Origin of the sequence: Brucella sp. BE17 (genome assembly GCF_039545455.1) — a bacterium.
Lineage (GTDB): Bacteria > Pseudomonadota > Alphaproteobacteria > Rhizobiales > Rhizobiaceae > Brucella.
Window position 1 is genome coordinate 1,459,220 of the sequence record NZ_CP154468.1, and the last position, 21,783, is coordinate 1,481,002.

Consider the following 21,783-nt stretch of genomic DNA (forward strand, 5'->3'; position numbering starts at 1 on the left):
AATCCGCCCTTGCGGGCAGTGAGCGTTGCCTCTCACCGCGACGTAACTTTCGCCGTATTGAAGAAGTGCGGGAGGTCAACAAAACGCATGACACTTATCACAGTGTCGCATCAGGTGCGAAGTTATGCGTCATAAAGACGATTTTCGCGCAATTGTCCGACCGAGCTATGTCGCACTAACGTTCGGCTAGCGCGCTTAATACCGAAAAATAATGTGACGGTGCGGCAAGGGAACGACACATCGAGAGATCATGCATTTTAGTGTCCGTCAGTCGGCAAGTCCGTCAGGCGAACGCTCTTAACGCTCGGTGTACGAATTGGAGTTTGAAATGACTCGTTCTAAGACTATCACAGGCGGGATACTGGCTGGGCCAGCGATTATGTATATGACGCTGTTCTTTGCAGCACCCGCTGTTATTCTATTCATTTATAGCTTCTGGATTTCAGTTTTCTATAAGACAGTTCCAGATTTTGTATTTACGAACTACATCGCTTCAATCACCTCGCCTGTCTTTCTCAAGTTGACATGGAATGCGATCTTCATCGGGGTGGTGACGGCCTCAATCACATTGGCCGTATCGATCCCATTCGGATATTATCTCGTCTACGTCTCCAAATCGCAGATGATCCTCTACCTCGTGCTCATAACCTGGTTTTCCAGCTATCTGGTTCGGATCTACGCTTGGCGAACACTTCTCGGCACAAATGGCGTGATTAACACGGTTCTCATGAAAATCGGGGTAATCAGCGCGCCAATTGATGCCTTCCTGTTCAATTCTTTCGCTGTGATATTGACCCTCACGCACATTTATCTGCCATTCTGCATTCTTCTGGTTGTCGCTTCGTTTAGCGAAATCAAATCCGAATTGCTTGATGCTTCCCGAGATTTAGGGACATCAAACCTTGGAGCTTTTTTTCAGGTCATCGCTCCAAATGCCTCCAACGGTCTACTCGGCGCGTTCATGTTGACCTTCATTCTGGTCGCAGGCGACTTCGTGACCCCGCAAATGCTTGGAGGATCGTCAGGACAAACGACCGGGCTGCTCATTGCAGATCAATTCCGCAAAACAGGGAATTGGCCGCTCGGCGCAGCTCAGGCAGTGATTATGTTCATCATTTCTCTGCTCATCTACCAGGTTCTCCTCTTTACAGGTCGTTTTTTAGGTCTGATCCCCAAGCGCGGCTTCCGCAAGTAAGTCACGGAGATACGCTATTATGTTGCGATTTATTGTTTGGCTAACGATGGCTTTTTTACTGGCGCCTCTGGTGATCATCGTGCTGTTCAGCTTCCATGCCTCGCCGTCGCTCAGCTTTCCATTTACCGGCTTCAGCCTGAGATGGTATGGGGAAATCTTTGGCAACGATCAGCTTCGCAGCGCTGTTCTGAAGAGCCTGTTCATCGCATTCCTCACGGCGGTGGTGACCCTCTTTCTTGGTGCTGCAGCCTCGCTTGCCTGGGTGCGTCTAGGCAAAGTTGGACGCGGCATTATTGAGGCTCTCTGCATCACGCCTATCGCGTTGCCGGGTCTCTTCGTTGGCGTAGCGCTCCTTACTCTGTTCGCACAGGCCGGTATTCAGCTCTCGACGGTTACGATCGTTATCTCTCATGTCGTATTAGCCATCCCGATCATGATCGTTGCCATGCGTGCACGGCTCACCCTGTTCGATCCCTCGTTGGAGGAGGCCGCACGCGACCTTGGAGCATCACAGCTGCAGACCTTCCGGCGTGTGACGCTGCCATTGATAGCCCCCACGCTGATCTCCTCCTCTATCCTCGCGTTCGCTGTGTCGTTCGACGAGTTCGTTGTCACATCCTTTTTAGCTGGAACTGAGACAACGCTCCCAATGTATGTATGGTCAATGATGCGCCGCACGGTCACGCCACTCATCAATGCGGTATCTACGCTGGCTCTCGGCTTCTCAATCATAATTCTACTTGGTGCCTGGCTGATTCAAAAGGCTCGCAAATCATCGGCACTTTCAGGAAGACTGCTCTCAGAGGATCCCCAATGAACGCCTCAATTCAAACCACGGCCCCGATTATCGAGATCACAAACGGGCAAAAATCCTTTGGTGCTGTAAAAGCGCTGTCTGATATCAACCTTTCAATCAAAGACGGTGAAATTCTAACACTGCTCGGCCCCTCAGGCTGCGGCAAGACAACGCTCATGCGAATGATCGCGGGCTTCGACAACCTCACGGAGGGCGGTCTGAAGATCGATGGACGCGATGCGGTCCGCACTGCGCCGGAGCATCGACCGGTCAACATGGTGTTTCAGAGATACGCTCTGTTCCCGCACCTGGACGTATTTGACAATGTTGCGTTTGGTTTGAGGGTAAAAGGCGTTGAAAAGGCAGAGATCAAGGAGCGCGTCACGCGCATGCTCCACATCGTGCAGCTCGATAACTTTGCCAATCGCTATATTCACGAGCTTTCCGGAGGCCAATGCCAACGCGTTGCTTTAGCTAGAGCGCTTGTGAACCGCCCCAGAGTACTGTTACTCGACGAACCACTTGCCGCACTCGACCTAAAGATCCGCCAACACATGCTTATCGAGATGAAGCGTATCCACATGGAGACGGGCGCAACTTTCATCTACGTCACGCACGACCAGGATGAAGCGTTGATCCTTTCTGATCGCGTTGCGCTCATGGATCGCGGCCGGATTGTCCAGGTTGACCGTCCGGAAGTGATGTATTCGGGTCCGAAATCACTGTTCGCTGCCAAATTCCTTGGCGAGACGAACATCTTCGAGTGCGTTGTTGCCGATGCTTTGGCTAATCGTGTGAAAGTCCGGTCTGGTTTTGGCTCCGTTTTTGAGAGCCCTGAAACGGTCGAATGCCAACCAGGGCAGAAGATGTTTGTTTCTATCCGGCCGGAGCTTCTTAGCTTTGAGCCTAGCCCGGCGGGATCCTCCCAGTCTGCAGATGTGAAGATCGAAGACGTCACATTCATTGGAAGCCGCTCGTTCTACACCGTGGGTCTTCCAGATAACACGCGAGCACGCCTCCAGGTACAAAGAAACGGACGGTCCAAACTTCCGGCTGTCGGTGAGTCCGCTCAGATGTTCTGGGAACCTGAAAGCCTAGTTTTTTTGCCAGCTACGTAAGCAAATAGCCGCGCAACCAATACATACAAAATAAGTGTTGGCCGCATCAATGATCGCACTCTCCAGAGAGAAGCCGATAAATAACTCAAGAAGGGAACGTGAAATGAAGAAAATTTGGTCGACCGATGATATCCTCAATTCGGTTACTCTTAACCGCCGATCGTTTCTGACGGGCTCGACGGTCCTTGCAGCGGGCGCCCTGTCGGGCCCGTTTCTGCCGGGTGTAGCTCAAGCTGCAGCGAGCGGCGAGTTGCAAATCATGGCTTGGGAAGGATGGGAACCAATACCGGAACTGAAGGGCTGGATTGACGAAACCGGTGTGAAGATCACAGTCACAGCAATCGGCAACCAGGATGATGTTACCGCCAAGTTCAATACGGCTTCGCCTCCTCCGTTCGATGCGGCTGAATATAACCACGGATATGCTGATCTTTACATCGATGTTTTGAAAATCACGAAGCCGTTGGACAAGTCCAAGCTCCCCAATTACAGCCCTGATAACCTTTTTGACGTTTTTTATGACAAACCAACATGGTTCCGCGATGGACAGTTGCACGGCGTAGCTTATGCCTGGGGCCTCAATACGCTTGTCTATAATCCGAAAATGATGGAAAAGCCGACATCCTATACTGACCTTCTCAAGCCGGAATTGAAGGGCAAGATCGTCATCGCTGACGATACTCTCGCCACCTGGCCGTTGGCTGCCGTGCTCGCGGGATACAAGTCCTTCCCGAACCTGACAAAGGACGAGATGGCAAAGACCTTCGAAAATCTGAGGCTTTACCGGGCCCAGGCTCGTACGATCAGTCTGACCTATGGCGACGTTGTATCCTTGATGGTGTCAGGTGAAGTCGCCGCCTGTTTGACTGGATGGACCGGTATCCCAAAGGAAACGGAGAAGCAAGGTTTGGAAACCGCGTATACCATTCCGAAGGAGGGTGCGACGACTTGGAGTGACGCATGGTTTATGCCGCCGGCAGTTGACAATGAGGAGGCCGCACACGAGTTTATCAACTTGGCTATTTCGCCCGAAGTTCAGGCGAAAGTCGCAGGCCGGAACATGGGCGGCGTGGTCTCGAAAAAGGCTGTCGAGTTGCTCGATCCTGAGACGAAAGCCCTGTTCGACTACTCGGACATCGACGGCATATTCAAGGCCGCTCCGCTCATCGGTATACCGCCGCTGGAGTCTGACGAGTATGCGACATACGCAGACTGGGTCGCAGCGTGGAATGAATTTAAGGCGGGCTGATTTCTGTACCCGTGAAGGGCTAGGTAATCAGGTTGGTTGCAACAGTTTTTTGTTGCAACCATTCCCACGAGGTAACTTGAATGTATGACTACATAATCGTCGGAGGCGGCTCCGCAGGATGTGTTGTTGCTGCGCGGCTATCGGAAGACCCGTCCGTCTCCGTACTGCTGTTGGAGGAAGGGCCATCTGATCGGAATATTGCGATTCATTTGCCAGTGATGGTGTATAAGACTGCGACTGGAAATTTGCTACAGCGGTTCGAGCAGGAAGCCACGCCAGGACATCCAAAGCGTGATCAGCGTGTGATGGTTCAGGCGCGGGTGCTCGGCGGTGGCAGCTCGGTCAACGCGATGCTCTATGTACGCGGCATCCCATCCGATTATGATCTCTGGGCGCAGAACGGGGCGCCGGGATGGTCATATCAAGAAGTGCTGCCATTCTTCAAAAAGGCTGAAAATAACGACTCTATCTCAGGCGATGCTCATGGCATAGACGGCCCGCTCAAGGTTTCCAGCCCCGAGCATGTCAGCGACCTTACGAAGATTTGGTTGAAAGGTGCTCAAGAAGCCGGTCTGGACTATGTAACGGATTTCAACAGCGGCAATCAGAAGGGGTGCGGGTACTATCAGATGACACTCCGTGACGGTCGCCGGTCAAGTGCAGCCGTTTGCTATCTCAAGCCCACTAGACAGCGGAAAAATCTGACCATTCACACAGGATGTAAAGTCGTCCGAATTATTATTGAAAGCGGACGCGCAAAAGGCGTTGAGGTTAATCAGAATGGCAGGCTCGAGAGGATTTATGCTGACCGGGAGGTCGTCGTCTCCGCCGGAGCGATCAATACCCCTCGACTTTTGCTATTGTCGGGGATTGGACCAGCTGATCATCTGAAAGCAGTTGGCATACCGGTCGTGCATGACCTTCCTGGTGTCGGAAGGAACTTGCAGGATCATATGGACGTATATCTCGTCTACGAGTTAAACGGACGTTATGGCTATGACCAATATAAGAAAGTTCATCGTAAAGCTTGGGCAGGCCTCCAGTACGCGTTGTTTCGCAAGGGGCCAGTCTGCTCTAACGTTATCGAGGCAGGAGCCTTTTGGCATGCTAATCCAGACGACCCCAACTGTGATATGCAATATGCGTTTCTTGCGGGCTCAGGGGTTGAGGATGGTGTTGCGCCAGTGCCGAGCGGTCACGGATGCACACTGAATGCATGTCAAACGCGGCCACGCTCACGAGGATATCTCGAACTTCGTTCTGCAGATCCAAATGTGAACCCTTTGATTGCTCCCAACTACCTTTCTGAACAGTATGACCTTGATACGATGGCTGAGGGCGTTCGATTTGGACAAGAAATCATGTCGCAACCGTCGCTGCAAAAGGTGCTCAAGCGAGAGCATCTTCCGGGTTATCCGCTGAAAACGAAAGACGATTACCGCCGTTACGTGCTTGAACAGGCCAATGGCGCACTCCACCCGGTTGGAACCTGCCGCATAGGAGAAGACGAGATGGCGGTTGTCGATCCGCAGTTGCGCGTCCATGGAATCGCCAATCTTCGCATCGCCGACGCATCGATTATGCCATCTCTTCCGTCTGGCAACACCAACGCACCGGCAATTATGGTGGGAGAGCGGGCAGCGGAATTCATATCTTCGCGGCGGAACTCGTTTGATGTTCGCTAATCCTGAAGAGGCGCGGCTGCACTAACACGGATATAATCTGCAACAGTAAAATTCTTGCCCCATTGCTGCAGCTTTGCACAAATTTTTTGCAGAGATACGGCTAAACCATCAAAATTCGAAAAATTGTTTCATCTAGTTATGGCGGAGGGGGTGGGATTCGAACCCACGGTACGATCTCTCGCACGCCGGTTTTCAAGACCGGTGCCTTAAACCGCTCGGCCACCCCTCCAAGTAATTGATATTAAATTTTTTTCCCATTTTGGGAAAAGCTTCAAATCGACGTTTGCTACCGATTTGCTACCGAATTACTTTCGGTCGCTTTCTTAACAGTTTTTATTGCCGCGTCAATGTGTTCCGCAGCATTTGTCTGCATTCCTGCAGCAAATATGATGAAGGTCGAGCGTGATCCGATTGATGGCTGCCTACTGATCTGACGCCAGCATTTGCATCCGCCGCTCAACGGCCACCAGCAAACGTTGGAATCTTAAGCCCACTAGCCAAGTATATAATTTTGGTGGATTCTCCGAATTTTCCATCTGAACAGGTAGGTATGCATCCAGTATTCAAATACCAAATTCACCCCACTATACTCCCTTGCATGAAAAGCCTCCCCCACGGCCTTTTTCATGGTGTGGATAGTTCATTAGCGATACGATTTTTCGTGCGCCAGTGAGTGAAGTTGTCCATATAGTTTTTTCGGCTTCCTATCAGATGGAACGAAGTAGCTGGGTTTGCCTGAACAGTTTCGGGTATTTTTGGGACAGTTACGTCAACTCAAGCCTAATCGTCTGAGCAAGAAGAGGGTATCTTAGAATGCCCTTACTTGCTTTATCACCGTAATTGTTTTCCAGCAGAGATTATTGCGCAAGCCGTATGGCTGCTTTTAAGTTTTCGCAAAAATTCCCGTCAGGTCAGGCCGCGTCAGAACGGTAGCCTAAGATCCCATCTCATTCGTGCCGACAACTCACAGATATTATTCGTTCCAAAGAGCAGCGGAGCTTGAGGGCCGCTCTGATCAAGCCTGCCATTTCATTCTTGACAAGAGAGAGTTATCGTTGTTTATGCGTATTAGCAGCTAATACGTATTAGCGGATTTCAGATTTTTTTGGGATCGGGAATGTGACAGGAACCAAGCGTTTAACACAGCACGATATTGCGAAACTGGCGGGCGTGAGTCAGGCCACTGTTTCGCTCGTCCTGAATGGTGCGCCGACGGCTCTGGCCCGCATCCCTGCGGAAACGCGAGAGCGTGTCCAGAAGGTCATCCGGAGCACTGGTTATGTCGCCGACCCGATTGCGCGACGCATGGCCAAGGGGCTGAACCGCATTCTCGGCGTCTTCACCTACGAGCCAGCCTTTCCAAGTGCCCAGGCGGATTTCTTCACGCCCTTCCTGCTCGGCATCGAGGAAGAAGCGCAGCAACAGAATTACGACCTGCTGCTTCTGACCAGCGCCGGCGTTGGCAACAACCGCAAGATTTTTTCCGAAGGCAACCGGTCGCGCATTGCCGATGGGTGTCTTGTTCTCGGTCGTGAATTCGATCGCAAGGAACTCACCCGACTGGTGGCAGAGGATTACCCGTTCGTAGCGATCGGCCGACGTGATGATGCTGGTGGCCCCGTTCCTTATGTCGGCGGCGATTATGCCGCTGGAACCCGTGCGCTGGTGGAGAAGGCCTGCTCACTCGGGCATTCGAAGCTGGCCTATGTCGGCCCGCAAGGTCCGGCCGAATCTATCGCCGACCGCTGGGTCGGCTATGAGGCCGCGCTTTTGGCTTCCGGTGCGGAACTGGTAGCCCATATCGCTACTGTCAACCGTCCAGCCGATGAGATACTCGACACGGTCCTGTCGTCAGGCGCAACGGCTGTCTTCTTCATCGAGCTGGCCGATGCCGTTCGCGTAGAGATCCGGGCTCGCGAGCGAGGAATTTCAGTGCCTGGCGATCTGTCGATGATCGTCCTTGGCAGCCACATTCGCGCCGGACGTAGCGCGGTGCGCTTCACGTCCTATGAGATCCCGCGCGAAGAAATGGGCAGGCAGGCGACCGCCATGCTCGTGAACCGTATCGAGACGCGCGACGCCGGCAGCCAGATACTTCTCACCTGCGAGCCCGTCGTGGGAGAAACTTTGGGACCTTGCCCTTCAGATCCAGCAAAACAACGGATGGAATGACGTGAAAGAGATGCGAGCAGATATTCTTGTCGTGGGTGGCGGTGTTGGTGGGGTCGCGGCAGCGCTTGGCGCTGCGCGGGCCGGCAAACGCGTGATCATGACGGAGGAATACGACTGGATCGGTGGCCAGCTTACGAGCCAGGCCGTGCCATCCGATGAGCATACATGGGTCGAGCAGTTCGGCATTACCCGGTCCTATCGAAAGTTGCGCCAGAGTGTGCGCCAGTATTACCGCGACCACTATCCGCTAACCGAAGGTGCCCGCGCCTGGGACGACCTCAATCCCGGTGCTGGCTGGGTCAGCCGCATTTGTGCCGAGCCGCGCGTCAGCCTCGCCGTCATGGAAAGCATGCTTGCACCCTATAAAGGCGCCGACCGGTTGACGGTACTGAAACCCTATCGGCCGGTCGCCGCAGACATTGACGGAGACGTTGTCCGTTCCGTTACCGTGCGCCACCGTGACAGCGGTGCCGAGATCGTGATTACCGCCGAATACATTCTCGATGCCACCGAACTTGGCGATCTGTTGCCGATGACCGGCACCGAATATGCCAAGGGTTTCGAGGCTCAATCCGATACCGGCGAGCCCAGCGCCCCGTCAGAGGCGCAGCCGGACAATGTCCAGGCCGTGTCGATCTGCTTTGCAATCGACCACGTGGATGGCGACCAGACGATCGACAAGCCTCAAAACTATGACTACTGGAAACAATACCAGCCGCATTTCTGGGGTGGTCCGATGCTGGGCTTTACCGCGCCGCACCCGCGCACACTGGAGCACACGACCCGGTCCTTTACCCCCAACCCCGACGATGATCCACTTCTCGTCGATGCCGACCAGCGCAAGGGTGGTGGTGACGAGAACCTCTGGATTTTCCGGCGCATCGCCGCCCGCAAGAACTTCAACCCCGGCTTCTACCAGTCAGACATCTGCCTCGTGAACTGGCCTATGATCGACTACCTGGACGGCACCATCATCGATGTGTCCGAGGAGGAAAAGGCGAGGCACTTGAAGTCCGCAGCCGATTTATCCTATTCGGTTTTCTACTGGCTGCAGACGGAAGCACCGCGCCTCGATGGTGGCCAGGGCTATCGGGGCCTGCGCCTGCGTGGCGACATTACCGGCACCGAGCATGGGCTCGCCATGGCGCCCTATATACGCGAAAGCAGGCGCATCAAGCCGGTCACCCGCATCGTCGAACAGGATCTGTCCTATACAGTTCGGGGCGAGAAGGGCGCAGTTCATTACCGTGACAGCATCGGCATAGGCATGTACCGCATCGACCTGCACCCATCGACTGGTGGCGACAACTATGTAGACGTGCCGTCGTGCCCGTTCGAAATTCCGCTTGGCGCACTCCTGCCTCAACGGATGAAGAACCTCATCCCGGCCGGCAAGAACATCGGCACGACCCATATCACCAATGGCTGCTACCGCCTGCATCCGGTCGAATGGAATATCGGCGAAGTTGCAGGAATGCTGGCCGCCTTCAGTCTCGAAAAACGCCTGACGCCGCATCAGGTGCAGGCCGACGACAAGCACCTTCACGACTTTCAGGCAGCTCTGACCCGCGAGGGCATTGAAATACGCTGGCCCGAGATCGGGGCCTATTAATGAGGCTAAACTGAAATTCGTATCACTTCCGAGGAAGGCTTGGATAGAGTTTCAGCTTCAAAGCCACAACATTAGGACGAGATACCATTTGAGATCGAACCCATCTTTGGAGGAGGACTGGGAATGCCCTATCACCGGACTTTAAAATCGACTGTCTTCGCATTGGCTTTTCTGGGACTGAGCGGCATTGCTCAGGCGCAGGACGCCGTGAATCTGCGAATGACCATCTGGAGTGCCAACGAGGCACATCTGAAACTGTTCAACGAGATCGCCGCCGACTTCAAGAAAGAGCATCCGAACGTAACCGTGACCTACGAGTCGCTACCGTTCGATACCTATTCGACTGCCCTGACCACTCAGATTGCTGGTGGCAACGCCCCCGACATGGCCTGGATCTTCGAGACCTCCGCCTATGACTTCGTCAAGTCGGGAGCGCTTTATCCGCTGACCGACACGCTGAAGGCGGCCGAGGCTTATAACCTCGAGGAGGTCAGCACCGGTGCAATTGAGCGCTGGACGCAGGACGGTGTGCTCTATGCCTATCCGTTCTCGACTTCACCATTTGCAATGTTCGTCAACAACGATGTCATCAAGGCTGCCGATGCTAAAACGCCGGCCGAGATGATCGCGAGCGATGAATGGATCTGGGATAACGCCATCGCCACCGCATCGGCCGTCGGAAAATCCGGCAAGGGCGGTCTGGTTGTACGCGATTTCAACTATCAGAACTGGCAGTACCTGACCTCGATTTGGAACGGTTGGGGTGCATCGCCCTGGAGCGAGGACGGCAAGACCTGCAGTATGGCCGAAAAGCCGATGGTGGACGCCCTGTCGTTCATCCACGACGCCATCTTCACCAGCAAGGCGATGCCCGGCCCCGGAGAGACGGTCGATTTCTTCGCTGGCGACGCGGCAATGACCATCACCCAGATCAGCCGCGCCTCGCTGCTGCCTGAGGACAAGTCATTCTCTTGGGACATCGTGCCGCTGCCGAAGGGGCCAGCCGGTGAATATGCGCTGATCGGCCAGGCGGGCATCGGCGTCATGCAGTCGGGTAAGAATGCCAAGACCGCCGCGGAGTTCGTCGCCTACATGACCAACCCGGAAAATTCGGCGAAACTGAGCCAGTTCTTCCCATCGGCACGCAAGTCCCTGCTGAATGCCGAGGTGCTGAAGAAGACAAATCCGCTGCTGAGCCTTGAGCAGATTGAAAATGTGGTGATCGCTGGCATCGCTACCGGCAAGGTCATGCCGGGGCATAGCGGCTTTGCCCAGATACAGCAGGCTGTCCGCTCGAACCTCGACGCCATCTGGCGCCCGCAAGCGGACGTGCCGGCCACCTTGCAGAAGATCTGCGGCCAGATCGGCCCGTTGCTGAAGCGCTGAGGAGATCGTCATGGCTGTCGCGCACCATCATCAATCGTCGAGGACTGGCGCACCATCGTCATACTGGACAATCGCGCGGCGCGACAGCCTCGCTGGCTTCTTGTTCATTGCGCCGCAACTGATCGGCATCATCACCTTCGTTCTGGTGCCGCTCGGCCTGGTGTTCTGGTATTCGCTGCATGAGTGGAACGTGCTGGCCAACACCTTTACCTTCACCGGCAGCCAAAACTACAAGATGGTGATCGAGGATACCAATCTGCTCGAGGTACTCGGCGCCACGGCGATCTTTTCGGCGGGCCTCGTCGTGCTCAACATGTCGTTGGCGCTGCTGCTCGCCGTCCTGCTCAACCAGAAGCTCGCGGGCATTGCCTTCTTCCGAACGCTGTTCTTTTCCCCGGTCGTGGTTTCGCTCGTCGCCTGGACGATCGTCTGGGGGTTTCTCCTGCAGAAGAACGGCGGCATCAACGGCATGCTGCTGATGCTCGGCGTCGAGGGCCCTAACTGGCTGCGCGAGGACGTGACCGCGATGATCTCGGTCATCGTCGTTCAGGTATTCAAGAATGTCGGCCTCAACATGATCCTGTTTCTTGCCGCCCTGCAGGGTGTGCCGAAGGAACTCTATGAGGCTGCCCGCATCGATGGTGCTCCGGCCTTCAAGCAGTTCCGCCGGATCACCCTGCCGCTGATCAGCCCGACCATCCTGCTGACCTCGATCATTACCATTGTCGGTTCGCTGCAGGTGTTTGCGCAGATCGCAGTGCTCACCCAGGGCGGGCCGGGTCTCTCTACCACAGTGCTTGTTTATTACCTCTACCAGCAGGCCTTCCAGTTCCATTATTTCGGTTACGGCTCGACACTGTCCATCCTGCTCTTTGTGATCGTCGCCTTTCTGACCTTCGCCCAGTGGCAGATGCGCAAGAGGATCGTGTTCTATGAAAACTGATTTTTCCCCTCGTGTGCGGGTGGCGCTCTACGGGCTGATGTGCGTGCTGCTGATTCCGTTCGTTTTTCCGACCTGGTGGATGGTAACTTCGTCGATCAAGCCCATCAGCGACATCTTTGCGTTCCCCCCGCAACTGTTCCCGCAAAATTATGACTGGACGACCTATTCCAAGGTGTTCGAGCTGCAGCCCTTCGTGCAGCAGTACTGGAATTCGGCTTATATCGCGGCTGTCGTAACCATCGGTACGATGATCGTGTCGTCCATGGCCGGCTACGCCTTTGCACGGATCAGGTTTCCCTATGCCGACACGATCTTCATGATCGTTCTGCTCGGCCTCCTGATCCCGTCCGAGGTGACAATTGTGCCGTTGTTCCAGATGTTCCTGAAGGCCGGAATGGTCAACACCCATTGGCCATTGATTCTGGTGCCGATCTTCGGCGCACCGAGCGTGTTCGCAACCTTCGTGATGCGGCAGTTCTTCGTGACGCTACCGGCGGAGCTCGAGGAAGCCGCGCGGGTCGATGGTCTCGGCCGCTTCAAGATATTCCGAAAGATCGCACTACCGCTGGCAAAACCGGCCTTGGCATCGGTGGCGATCTTCACCTTCCTGCACTCGTGGAACCTGTTCCTCGAACCAATCGTATTCCTATCAAGCGCCGAAAAATTCACCCTGCCACAGGCGTTGACGCAATACACCGACGCCTATGGCGGGCCGATGTGGAACATCCAGCTCGCTGCGGCCACCCTGACGGCCTTGCCTGTTCTAATCGTCTTCATCATCGCACAAAAACAGTTCGTCGAGGGGCTGGCGCATACCGGCCTGAAGGGCTGAACAACGGGATCCTATTATGGCTCAGATCACCCTTTCCGATATCCGCAAGAGCTTTGGCTCCACCAACGTCATCCATGGTGTCAATCTTGGCATCAACGACGGCGAATTCGTCGTGCTCGTCGGTCCATCGGGCTGTGGCAAGTCCACGCTGCTGCGGATGATCGCCGGGCTCGAAACCATCACCGGAGGAACGCTCGATATCGGCGGACGCATCGTCAACGATCTTGATCCGAAAGATCGTGACATCGCCATGGTGTTCCAGAGCTATGCACTCTACCCGCACATGACGGTTGCCACAAATATGGGCTTTTCGCTCGAGCATCGCGGTGCCACCAAGGCCGAGATTACGGAGCGAGTGAACTGGGCAGCCGGTATTCTCGATCTCGAAGCCCTGCTCGAGCGTTATCCGCGCCAGCTGTCCGGCGGCCAGCGCCAGCGCGTGGCGATGGGCCGGGCGATTGTCCGAAATCCGCAGGTCTTCCTGTTCGACGAGCCGCTGTCGAACCTCGACGCCAAGCTACGCGTGGTCATGCGCGGTGAGATCAAGTCACTGCATCAGAAGCTGAAGACCACCACAGTCTACGTCACGCACGACCAGGTCGAGGCGATGACCATGGCCGACCGCATCGTCGTTCTGAACCGCGGAAAGGTTGAGCAGATCGGCGCGCCGCTCGATCTGTATGATCGCCCCGCCAACCGTTTCGTCGCCAGCTTCATTGGCTCACCTTCGATGAATTTTCTCGAAGGAACAATAACCTCCGATGGCTTTGTTACGGCTGGTCTGACCGTGCCTCTGCCGGCTGACACTCGCACTCATGTCGGCCGTTCGGCTATCTTGGGTATCCGGCCCGAACATCTCCGGCTCGATTCCGCTGGCGTGCCTGCAGAAGTTCTTCTGGTCGAGCCTACGGGGGCAGAGACGCAGATCACGATGAGGCTTGGCGATACCCAGGTCATTGGTGTGTTTCGTGACCGTGTGACATTGTCACCGGGAACCGTCATCAATGTGATGCCGGATGCAGCAGCAGTCCACCTCTTCTCAGCAGATGGCGGCCAGCGTCTCGAATAGGTCAGCGAATTTAACGACACTCGAAAGAGGAACAATAGTCCGAGTTCTCTATCCTGGCCGCACCCGCCATTTCCACTTCAAGGTCCAGCGTTCCGGCGGACGTGTCCTCACAACTCAGCTGTATTTCCCCGGCGAGAACAGAAATGACGGCGACCAGCTGTTTGACCCGAAGCTTCTAATTGGAATAAATGATACGGCGACGGTAAGTTCGTTCAGTTTGATTTCGTAGTCTGAATGGAGCGGCGCGGTAGGATGGCAAGCTTTTCTTCAGCTGGTCAACTAAAGAACGGCTTACTATCGATGGCGGCCAACCCAATCGCATTGCCATCCTGCAATGCGGCAAAGAAAACAGGCTGAAAACACTCTGGCCATCCCATCACGATCCGCTCGAGCAGATATATGAACAACACGTTTGAGCAGGATCATCGCCGCGTCAACCAGCGGATACCTTCCTTGCTGGGTTTCAAGTCAGAAGCCGCTGCCAATATCACATCCGCTGGCATTGAGCGCATTGACATGATGCGAGAGCAGCAAGGCATCTTCGTAAGCGTTCGCTGCGTTGCACATGTTTCTTAGCTTGACGTATTAAAGTTCCATGGGAGCAGGTCGTCGAGGCAGCTTTGGGGATGCCGGGCTGCGATATCAGTGAGTGTTTCTTTGAGATAAGCAAAGGGGTCGACATCGTTGATTTTGCAGGTTTCGATCAGCGAAGCGATGCGGCCCCAAGCGATGCCGCCTTCGTCGTGACCTGCAAAGAGCGCATTCTTGCGATTGAGAGCGATAGGCCGGATGAGGTTTTCAACCCTGTTGGAGTCGATCTCTACGCGACCATCCGTTAAGAAGGTTTGCAGGCCTTCCCATTGGTTATGGATATAGGTGAGCTTTTCTCCCAGACGGGATTTGGCGGATACCTTGCAACGCTGTGTCTGAAGCCATTCACCGAAGGCGGCGACCAGGGGCGCGGTGCGGGTCTGGCGGGCAGACAGGCGCTGGCCAGGTGAGATGCCGCGTATATCAGCCTCGATAGCGTAGAACTCCGCAATCCGGCGCAGGCCTTCGGCGGCGATTTCAGAGCCGTCGCGGTCGAAGACCTCCTTCAGCTTGCGCCCAGCAATAGGCCACCCGAATGGGACTGCCACCCTTTCGAGAAGGTTTGGTCAGCCGATTGTACCCCTGATAGCCATCGACCTGCAGAATGCCGTCAAAACCGCTCAGGAAGACTTCGGCATTCTCGCCCGCGCGACCTGGGGCGTAGAAATAGACTACACCCGGCGGGTCCTCGCCGCCCCATGGCCTGTCATCGCGGGCCAGTGCCCACAAATATCCGTTCTTCGTTGTCCCACGCCCCGGATCCAGCACCGGGGCGGTGGTTTCATCCATAAACAGCTTGCCAGACCGCTTCAGATGAGCGGCCAGTCGGTCGACCACCGGTTTCAGGTGGAACGCAGCCTTGCCGACCCAATCAGCCAGAACGGCGCGGTGCAGATCAAGGCCTGCCCGTGCCAGTATTTGGCTCTGGCGATACAATGGCAAATGATCCGCATACTTGCTGACCAGGACATGGGCCAGCGTTGCTTCCGTGGGCAGACCACCGGAGATCAGGTGCGCCGAAGCACCAGCCGTCAGACGAATGACCACTGCGCCTACCACGATTTCCGGGCGCGAGGGAACATCAACATCAATGCACGCTGACCTAGTGGTCGACCCAACCATTAAGGTTGCAAACTCCACCGGATCCTCTGGCGCAGGCAACACAAGCTGCCCCTTTTTCGCAAGAGTCCGCCACGTCGATACATGATTTGCAAGCAAACCGTGCCAACGCGCAACAGAACTCACCGTAGCGCCAGGCAGCAGCGTCTCTGCTACAATCCGCGCCTTCACCTCATCCGGCCACTTTCGGTTCCCGCAGCTCCCGCCACCAACTCGTAGAACCTCCAATGGAGTGTCCATGGAGAAACTCCGTCCTAATTATCTCAAAAGACTAATGCGACAATCAGAACCGTAATTGGAAGGTGAGGATCAGCGTACGCTTACCATCTTTGCATCAATGAAATCAGACTTATCGTCAGCAATTACCTCTCTCTTCCTGCCTGGAGTTGTTCAAAGGCAATCTGCAATTTCGCGCCGATCATCGAAAAGGGTTCGGGCGGTATCCAGCTAGGACCGGCCATACTCTGTCGGTCCGTGAGCAACTGAGATTCCACGCCTGAAGCCAGCTCTGCAAGGAGTCTCCCCTGGCTCGTACCACGAAGCACGCCGGCACCACCACAGCCGACCGAGACAAACATCCCTGGGCGTGCTTCACCAAAATAGAAACCACCATTGTGTGTGACTGCTGTAAATCCGCCCCATACAAACTCAAATTCATGATTTCGCATATGGGGGAATCGATTTCGATAAAGATCAGTCAGCATTGCCCGCGCTTTTTTGGGGTCAAGCTCGTTCTCGTAAGAATCTCCGCTCCGAATGAGCAATCGTCTGTTCGTCTTTCTCATGGTGGTGCCCATACGGTGAGCGGGGAGTATGCCCCACTTGGGTTCTTCACCTAAGCGTGCCAACTCACTATCATCCAATTCAGGCGTGAAAGCGCCATATGTCAGGATGCCTATCATCCGGTTGCGAACAATCCCCAATTCCCGAGCGTGCAGGTTGTTCGTGATAAATACACGATCAGCAATGAAATCACCCTCGTTCGTCTGGACGCGGAACGGTGAACTCTTTGATACGGACTGAACGACGATGTTCTCAACCAAATGCACTGACGAGGGAAGATTGTCTGCCAGTCCTCTGTGCAACGCTGCGGGCTGGATAAGAACTTTCGTTAGTGACTCCAGCCCGTATCGATAGTAGTCGCTGCCAATAATGCTTGTCAGTTCGCTCTGCGAGTATTCCCGAGGGTTCATACCCCATTTAAGGTAGGTGGAAACTGTAGCCCGAGCGCTCTTTTCGACGCGCGGGGTCGCTGCAGCGGTGATTGCCAATGGGTTTTCGTCCCAATCGCAATTAATCGCGTAACGATCAACGTGCATTTTCAGCTCATCCAGACCAGCCTGAACAATGTTCATCTGTCGTGCGGCCCAATCCTCGGCGAAACCCTCAGCATTTGCACTGGGTTCACCCGGATTGATCAACAAGAAGCCAGAATTTCGGCCTGAAGCGCCCTCGCCAATAGTTGAGGCTTCCAGCAAGAGTATCGGCTCATCGGGATGAAGCTCAGCGAGACGCCGTGCGGTGGCAAGGCCAGTGTACCCAGCTCCGATAACGATGTTTCGAAACCGCCGGGAGGTTGGGAGAAGCGTTTTTGTGACTCTTGATGGCAAGAGCGCGTTCCAGCCTGATCCGGACTTGTATTTGGGTGCCATCTTCAACGTTTTCTCCAATATCTATGGCCGCAGGCATAATCAGACATGCCGAGCCAATTCGGACGCTTGCTTGTCTGCAAATGGACGGTGTTCTTGTCTCGCTACACAATCATCCGACAATGTTGCGGATGGTTTGCATAAAAATACGAGCGCCAACGTCAATCAGTGCATCTGGATAGTCGTAATCCGGGTTATGCAGACCCGAATGCCCTTCCCCTGCCCCAAGGAAAAACATTGCTGACGGTGCCACGCTTCTGAAAAGACCAAAATCTTCTCCCGGTCGTATCGGAAGAATATCCTTCCTTTCACCATGCTCAATTCCAAGCTCATCCAACGCCTCACGGAGAGCCGCAACTGGCTCCGCTGCATTGAAACACTGGCGGAATATCTGATGGTATGACACGCGAGCCTCAAGAACTGCGGCCTTTGCCTGCTCCTGCACAAGCTCTTCGGTCGCCGCCATCAACTCATCCATTTTCTCGTCAGTCATGGTGCGCAGGGTGACCCAGATTTCACCATGGCCCGGACTGATCCCAAAATTTTCGTCGCCAATGAAAGCATGTGTGACCGTCGCCTGGCGGAAGTCCTCATTCACAACAGTTCCATTACCCACTGCGGACAGTGCGCCAAGCAGTCGTGCGATTGCCAACGTTGGTGCGATACCCTCCTCAGGCGACGCTGCGTGGGCTGTCTTACCCGAGAACGTAATTTTCATGCCGCGCGTTGCACAATTCACAGCACCATCCTTGAGCGCAACAAACCCCAAAGGCAGTCCAGGAAAATTATGCTGCGAAAGCACCATATCGGGTGCGATGGATGCAAATTTTGGGTCAGCAATCACTGCCGCAGCACCTGCACCGTTCTCCTCAGAAGGTTGAAACAGCAAAACAACCCGGCCCCGCGCAGGGCGGTTCTCACCAAGTCCAACGCCCAGTGCAACAAGAGTAGCGCTGTGCCCATCGTGACCGCAAAGATGGCCTTTTCCTGGGATTTCCGATCGGTAATGCAGTTCGGAAATTTCCTGTATAGGAAGCGCGTCCAGTTCTGAGCGGATCATCACCGTCGGCCCCTCTTGCAGCCCTCGGTAAACTGCAGCTACACCGTGGCCACCCAACCCGGAAATTATTTCATCAGCACCGGTTTTCCTCAACTGTGAAACGATCGCGTCCGCTGTCTCAGCCTCCTCGCCTGAGACTTCAGGTCGGCGGTGCAACGCGTGGCGAAACGCAACAATATCGGATAACTGATCGGCATTTAAAAACATGATGGTTCCCTGCTTCAATGAAGCTGCATCCAAAAGTCGGACCGTGATGTGATGTTCGGGCGTCGTTTATTGCGACAAATGCTTACGCAAGAACGATCGCGTTCGTTCCTCCAGCGGATCAGCAAGCACTTGAGCGGGAGGGCCTTGTTCCACCACAACCCCGCCGTCCATGAACATTACGTTATCTGAAACCTCAGCTGCAAAACGCATCTCGTGGGTCACAATAAGCATTGTCATATGCTCGGCAGCAAGCTGCTTCATGACCAGGTTAACTTCATCGACGAGTTCCGGGTCCAGTGCCGATGTTGCTTCATCAAACAGCATGACTTTAGGCTGCATAGCAAGTGCACGCGCGATTGCGACACGCTGCTTCTGACCGCCTGACAAACGAGCGGGATAAGCGTTTCCCTTATCGGCAAGACCGACTTTTTCAAGGAGGTCGTTGGCACGGTCAAGCGCATCCGCCTTGCTCAAACCTTTGAGCCGCATCGGCCCTATGACGATATTCTGAAGAACGCTGAGATGAGGAAAGAGATTAAACTGCTGAAATACCATACCCATCTCCTGACGGATGTGATTGATATGTCTTTCAAAGGCGCGTCCCTTCAGGGGACGGTTTACCTGCGCTCCATCAAGCCATATTTCGCCGCCTGAGATTTCTTCAAGCATATTAATTGATCGCAGAAGCGTGCTCTTACCTGACCCACTTGGCCCGATAATGGATACGATCTTCCCGCGCGCGACGCTCAGGTCGATACCCTTGAGCACTTCATGCTGCCCGTAAGATTTGCGAATTTTCCGCAGTTCAATCATGGGAGTTTGCTGCTTCATCGAATAGCTTCCGCTTTCTTGGCGACCCTGCTCAGTCCAAACTCCATTGCGAGGTTCACAATGTAGTACAGAACGGCGGCGGCAAAGTAGAATTCAAATGGTCGATAGGTTTCACTGATACCGCGCTGGGCAGTAAGGACCAGTTCGGTGATTCCCAAAACTGAGAGGACGGCTGTGTCTTTGAGAAGGATGATGCTGTTGTTACCGACCTGCGGCAAAGCAGTCAGAATAGCTTGAGGAACAATGAAGTGACGTAAAGTTGAAATTTTACCAAACCCAAGTGTCCGCGCCGCTTCCGTCTGGCCCGGATCAACACCCTGTAGGGATGCGCGGAAAATATCCGCATTATACGCGGCATAGTGTATGCCAAGACCAATGACTCCGGTCCAGAATGCTGGGAGCAGGATGCCAATTTGTGAGAGGCCATAATAGAGCAGGTAGAGCTGCAAAAGCAGCGGAGTTCCCATGAACAGAAACACAACGCCCCGAACCGGCAAGCCGACAATTTTTGGCGCATAAAGCGTCACAAGGGCGACCAGGATTCCCAGAACAATACTCAGCGTCCCCGCCAGAACGGTGATGAGAACAGTCCACATCAGCCCTGTGAACAATATGCCCCAATATGATGGGACGACGCCAAAATCGAGACTCATGCGTTCGCTCCTCGCTGTACATCAAATCTGCTTTCTGTAAAGCGGACGATGATTGAGATGAGAGCAATGATGATAAGGTATGCTGAGCCAGCGAGAGCAAATACCTCAAAAGGCTTATAAGTAGATGTGACGAACCGCTGTGCACTATAGGTCAGCTCCACCACACCGATCGTTGAAACCAATGCTGTTCCTTTAGCCAGAATGATGGTGTTGACGCCGAGTGACCGGATCATCAAAGGAGCAGCCTGAGGCAGGACAAACAATCTCATGGTATCAAAGCGACTGAACCCCAGAGACCGCGCCGCTTCACTTTGGCCCCGCTCAACGGCGAGTATGGCGCCTTTCATACCTTCGGACATGTAAGCGCCAATGTTAAAGCCCATTGTCAGCACGGCGGCTAAGAAGGGAGACATTTCAAGGCCGATTTGCGGTCCGCCAAAAAACACGAGAAACAGCTGCACAAGAAGCGGTGTACCGCGTACGACACTGACATACGCAGTAGCAAACCACCGGATCACGGAGGCCCCTGAAAATCGCGACCACGTCAGAAAGATAGCCACCGCCAGACCGATAAGCAGTGAAACGATTGTAAGACCAATCGTGACAAGGGCAGCTTCAGCTATGAACGGGAGTATCCGTCCAACCAGTGCAATATCCATTTACAGGCTTTCCCGATATGAGACGCGAACAGTATCGAACTTACGATCATCGCACTACGCCTTCATATATTGCTGAAAGAAGGATCAGGGCGGCCCTAATCAGTCGCCCTGAATGCCGATTATCGAATATCTCTACCGACCCATTTCTTCGCGATAGCATCATAAGTGCCATCAGCAACCATCTCGTCGAGCGCCTTTTTCATGGCAGCCGCGAGCTCCGGGTTATTCTTGCGAATAGCGAAGCCAACATCGAAGCGAGGCAGGTTTTCGTCCTTGAGTTGCTCAACAGGCGCGTTGCTTTTGGAAATTGCCACGTACACTGGAATGTCATCGGCAACGATCGCTTCAACCCGGCCAGCGCTCAGGTCAAGAAGCAGTTCGGGAAGACCTTTATACGTACGGATGTTGAACTTATTCTGCTCGCGAGCCCACTTCTCAGCGGCTTCGCCAAGCGTTACGCCGACAGTTTTTCCCTCAAGATCCGCTGCTTTGTTTGCCTCTGAACCTTTGCGAACGAATATACCCAGTCCCGTTCGATAGTAAGGTCCAACGAAGTCAACTGCTTTCTTGCGCTCTTCTGTAATCCCCATCGAACCAATAACCGTGTCATATCGACCCGTGACCAGACCAGCGATAATTCCATCCCAAGATGTCGTGATAGTATTGGCCTCTACATTCAGACGCCGTGCGATTTCCGCAGCGATATCAACGTCAAATCCAACCAGTGTATTCGTTTCATCCACAAAGCTGAACGGTGGGAACACACCAGATACAGCATTTGATAGTTTTCCCGAAGACTGAATTTTCTCAAGGTCATCAGCCTTTGCCGTGACGGAAGATAAAGCCAGACCGATCGCCATAACCGATAGCGTGACAATTTTAGATATTCTCATTTCAACTTCCCCTTATTCGAGATCCGCACGATCTCTTTCTGTTAAATTTGGCTGAATGTTTAAG

17 protein-coding genes, 1 tRNA gene and 4 pseudogenes are annotated in these 21,783 nt (G+C 54.2%); 13 read left to right on the forward strand and 9 right to left on the reverse strand.

What is annotated here, in order from left to right:
* The first annotated feature begins 328 nt into the window (after positions 1-328).
* The 5 genes from AAIB41_RS18100 (at position 329) to AAIB41_RS18120 (ending at position 6,043) form a co-directional block, all read left to right on the forward strand.
* Positions 329-1,195 (forward strand): ABC transporter permease, encoded by an 867-nt coding sequence (locus AAIB41_RS18100; RefSeq protein ID WP_343315355.1) that lies wholly within the window; start codon positions 329-331, stop codon positions 1,193-1,195.
* A gap of 19 nt (positions 1,196-1,214) precedes the next feature.
* Positions 1,215-2,012 (forward strand): ABC transporter permease, encoded by a 798-nt coding sequence (locus AAIB41_RS18105; RefSeq protein WP_343315356.1) that lies wholly within the window; start codon positions 1,215-1,217, stop codon positions 2,010-2,012.
* Positions 2,009-3,109, forward strand: a complete 1,101-nt coding sequence (locus tag AAIB41_RS18110; protein WP_343315357.1) for an ABC transporter ATP-binding protein — start codon at positions 2,009-2,011, stop codon at positions 3,107-3,109. The genes AAIB41_RS18105 and AAIB41_RS18110 overlap by 4 nt, the downstream gene beginning before the upstream one ends.
* 103 nt (positions 3,110-3,212) lie before the next feature.
* Positions 3,213-4,358 (forward strand): extracellular solute-binding protein, encoded by a 1,146-nt coding sequence (locus AAIB41_RS18115; protein ID WP_343315358.1) that lies wholly within the window; start codon positions 3,213-3,215, stop codon positions 4,356-4,358.
* A gap of 80 nt (positions 4,359-4,438) precedes the next feature.
* The gene (locus AAIB41_RS18120; protein ID WP_343315359.1) at positions 4,439-6,043 is read left to right on the forward strand and encodes a GMC family oxidoreductase N-terminal domain-containing protein; all 1,605 of its coding nucleotides are present in this window, start codon (positions 4,439-4,441) and stop codon (positions 6,041-6,043) included.
* Between the two features lie 139 nt (positions 6,044-6,182).
* On the opposite strand, the gene AAIB41_RS18125 is transcribed toward AAIB41_RS18120, so the two are convergent.
* A tRNA-Ser gene (locus tag AAIB41_RS18125) sits at positions 6,183-6,272 on the reverse strand.
* 890 nt (positions 6,273-7,162) lie between these two features.
* Between AAIB41_RS18125 and AAIB41_RS18130 the strand changes: the two genes are divergently transcribed.
* From AAIB41_RS18130 to AAIB41_RS18165, 8 genes and pseudogenes are all read left to right on the forward strand, one after another.
* Entirely contained in the window at positions 7,163-8,215 is a 1,053-nt protein-coding gene (locus tag AAIB41_RS18130) for a LacI family DNA-binding transcriptional regulator (RefSeq protein ID WP_343315360.1), read from the forward strand.
* A gap of 10 nt (positions 8,216-8,225) precedes the next feature.
* Positions 8,226-9,827 carry an FAD-dependent oxidoreductase gene (locus AAIB41_RS18135; protein WP_343316124.1) on the forward strand — a complete coding sequence of 534 codons (1,602 nt, stop codon included), beginning with the start codon at positions 8,226-8,228 and terminating at the stop codon, positions 9,825-9,827.
* A 123-nt stretch (positions 9,828-9,950) separates the two neighbouring features.
* Positions 9,951-11,213, forward strand: a complete 1,263-nt coding sequence (locus tag AAIB41_RS18140) for a sugar ABC transporter substrate-binding protein (protein WP_343315361.1) — start codon at positions 9,951-9,953, stop codon at positions 11,211-11,213.
* A 10-nt stretch (positions 11,214-11,223) separates the two neighbouring features.
* A complete protein-coding gene (locus AAIB41_RS18145) occupies positions 11,224-12,156 on the forward strand; it encodes a sugar ABC transporter permease (RefSeq protein WP_343315362.1) in 933 nt (310 codons plus the stop codon).
* Positions 12,146-12,988, forward strand: coding sequence for a carbohydrate ABC transporter permease (locus AAIB41_RS18150; RefSeq protein ID WP_343315363.1), 843 nt, complete (start codon positions 12,146-12,148; stop codon positions 12,986-12,988). The genes AAIB41_RS18145 and AAIB41_RS18150 overlap by 11 nt, the downstream gene beginning before the upstream one ends.
* A 16-nt stretch (positions 12,989-13,004) precedes the next feature.
* Positions 13,005-14,057 (forward strand): sn-glycerol-3-phosphate ABC transporter ATP-binding protein UgpC, encoded by a 1,053-nt coding sequence (gene ugpC, locus AAIB41_RS18155; RefSeq protein WP_343315364.1) that lies wholly within the window; start codon positions 13,005-13,007, stop codon positions 14,055-14,057.
* A 31-nt stretch (positions 14,058-14,088) separates the two neighbouring features.
* Positions 14,089-14,291 (forward strand): annotated as a pseudogene (locus AAIB41_RS18160) (intradiol ring-cleavage dioxygenase); the annotation flags it as partial.
* Between the two features lie 50 nt (positions 14,292-14,341).
* Positions 14,342-14,633: pseudogene (locus AAIB41_RS18165) on the forward strand (DDE-type integrase/transposase/recombinase); the annotation flags it as partial.
* Here the strand turns inward: AAIB41_RS18165 and AAIB41_RS18170 are convergent.
* The 8 genes and pseudogenes from AAIB41_RS18170 to AAIB41_RS18205 all read right to left on the reverse strand — a co-directional run.
* Positions 14,630-15,659: pseudogene (locus tag AAIB41_RS18170) on the reverse strand (IS66 family transposase); the annotation flags it as partial. The pseudogenes AAIB41_RS18165 and AAIB41_RS18170 sit on opposite strands and share 4 nt — an antisense overlap.
* A gap of 189 nt (positions 15,660-15,848) precedes the next feature.
* Positions 15,849-16,007: pseudogene (locus AAIB41_RS18175) on the reverse strand (transposase); the annotation flags it as partial.
* A gap of 122 nt (positions 16,008-16,129) precedes the next feature.
* Positions 16,130-17,419, reverse strand: coding sequence for an FAD-binding oxidoreductase (locus AAIB41_RS18180; RefSeq protein WP_343316125.1), 1,290 nt, complete (start codon positions 17,417-17,419; stop codon positions 16,130-16,132).
* 109 nt (positions 17,420-17,528) lie between these two features.
* Entirely contained in the window at positions 17,529-18,683 is a 1,155-nt protein-coding gene (locus tag AAIB41_RS18185; protein ID WP_343315365.1) for an amidohydrolase, read from the reverse strand.
* A 66-nt stretch (positions 18,684-18,749) separates the two neighbouring features.
* The gene (locus tag AAIB41_RS18190) at positions 18,750-19,514 is read right to left on the reverse strand and encodes an amino acid ABC transporter ATP-binding protein (protein WP_343315366.1); all 765 of its coding nucleotides are present in this window, start codon (positions 19,512-19,514) and stop codon (positions 18,750-18,752) included.
* The gene (locus tag AAIB41_RS18195) at positions 19,511-20,167 is read right to left on the reverse strand and encodes an amino acid ABC transporter permease (protein WP_343315367.1); all 657 of its coding nucleotides are present in this window, start codon (positions 20,165-20,167) and stop codon (positions 19,511-19,513) included. Before AAIB41_RS18195 ends, AAIB41_RS18190 begins: the two co-directional genes overlap by 4 nt.
* Entirely contained in the window at positions 20,164-20,826 is a 663-nt protein-coding gene (locus AAIB41_RS18200; RefSeq protein ID WP_343315368.1) for an amino acid ABC transporter permease, read from the reverse strand. Before AAIB41_RS18200 ends, AAIB41_RS18195 begins: the two co-directional genes overlap by 4 nt.
* Before the next feature lie 119 nt (positions 20,827-20,945).
* Positions 20,946-21,719 (reverse strand): transporter substrate-binding domain-containing protein, encoded by a 774-nt coding sequence (locus AAIB41_RS18205; RefSeq protein WP_343315369.1) that lies wholly within the window; start codon positions 21,717-21,719, stop codon positions 20,946-20,948.
* Positions 21,720-21,783: the final 64 nt, after the last annotated feature.

Excerpts from the sequence above, each read along its gene's own strand:
- AAIB41_RS18100 (WP_343315355.1), top strand. The coding sequence starts at position 329 with ATGACTCGTTCTAAGACTATCACAGGCGGGATACTGGCTGGGCCAGCG.
- AAIB41_RS18105 (WP_343315356.1), top strand. The coding sequence starts at position 1,215 with ATGTTGCGATTTATTGTTTGGCTAACGATGGCTTTTTTACTGGCGCCT.
- AAIB41_RS18110 (WP_343315357.1), top strand. The coding sequence starts at position 2,009 with ATGAACGCCTCAATTCAAACCACGGCCCCGATTATCGAGATCACAAAC.
- AAIB41_RS18115 (WP_343315358.1), top strand. The coding sequence starts at position 3,213 with ATGAAGAAAATTTGGTCGACCGATGATATCCTCAATTCGGTTACTCTT.
- AAIB41_RS18120 (WP_343315359.1), top strand. The coding sequence starts at position 4,439 with ATGTATGACTACATAATCGTCGGAGGCGGCTCCGCAGGATGTGTTGTT.
- AAIB41_RS18135 (WP_343316124.1), top strand. The coding sequence starts at position 8,226 with ATGCGAGCAGATATTCTTGTCGTGGGTGGCGGTGTTGGTGGGGTCGCG.
- AAIB41_RS18140 (WP_343315361.1), top strand. The coding sequence starts at position 9,951 with ATGCCCTATCACCGGACTTTAAAATCGACTGTCTTCGCATTGGCTTTT.
- AAIB41_RS18145 (WP_343315362.1), top strand. The coding sequence starts at position 11,224 with ATGGCTGTCGCGCACCATCATCAATCGTCGAGGACTGGCGCACCATCG.
- AAIB41_RS18150 (WP_343315363.1), top strand. The coding sequence starts at position 12,146 with ATGAAAACTGATTTTTCCCCTCGTGTGCGGGTGGCGCTCTACGGGCTG.
- ugpC (WP_343315364.1), top strand. The coding sequence starts at position 13,005 with ATGGCTCAGATCACCCTTTCCGATATCCGCAAGAGCTTTGGCTCCACC.
- AAIB41_RS18180 (WP_343316125.1), bottom strand. The coding sequence starts at position 17,419 with ATGGCACCCAAATACAAGTCCGGATCAGGCTGGAACGCGCTCTTGCCA.
- AAIB41_RS18185 (WP_343315365.1), bottom strand. The coding sequence starts at position 18,683 with ATGTTTTTAAATGCCGATCAGTTATCCGATATTGTTGCGTTTCGCCAC.
- AAIB41_RS18190 (WP_343315366.1), bottom strand. The coding sequence starts at position 19,514 with ATGAAGCAGCAAACTCCCATGATTGAACTGCGGAAAATTCGCAAATCT.
- AAIB41_RS18195 (WP_343315367.1), bottom strand. The coding sequence starts at position 20,167 with ATGAGTCTCGATTTTGGCGTCGTCCCATCATATTGGGGCATATTGTTC.
- AAIB41_RS18200 (WP_343315368.1), bottom strand. The coding sequence starts at position 20,826 with ATGGATATTGCACTGGTTGGACGGATACTCCCGTTCATAGCTGAAGCT.
- AAIB41_RS18205 (WP_343315369.1), bottom strand. The coding sequence starts at position 21,719 with ATGAGAATATCTAAAATTGTCACGCTATCGGTTATGGCGATCGGTCTG.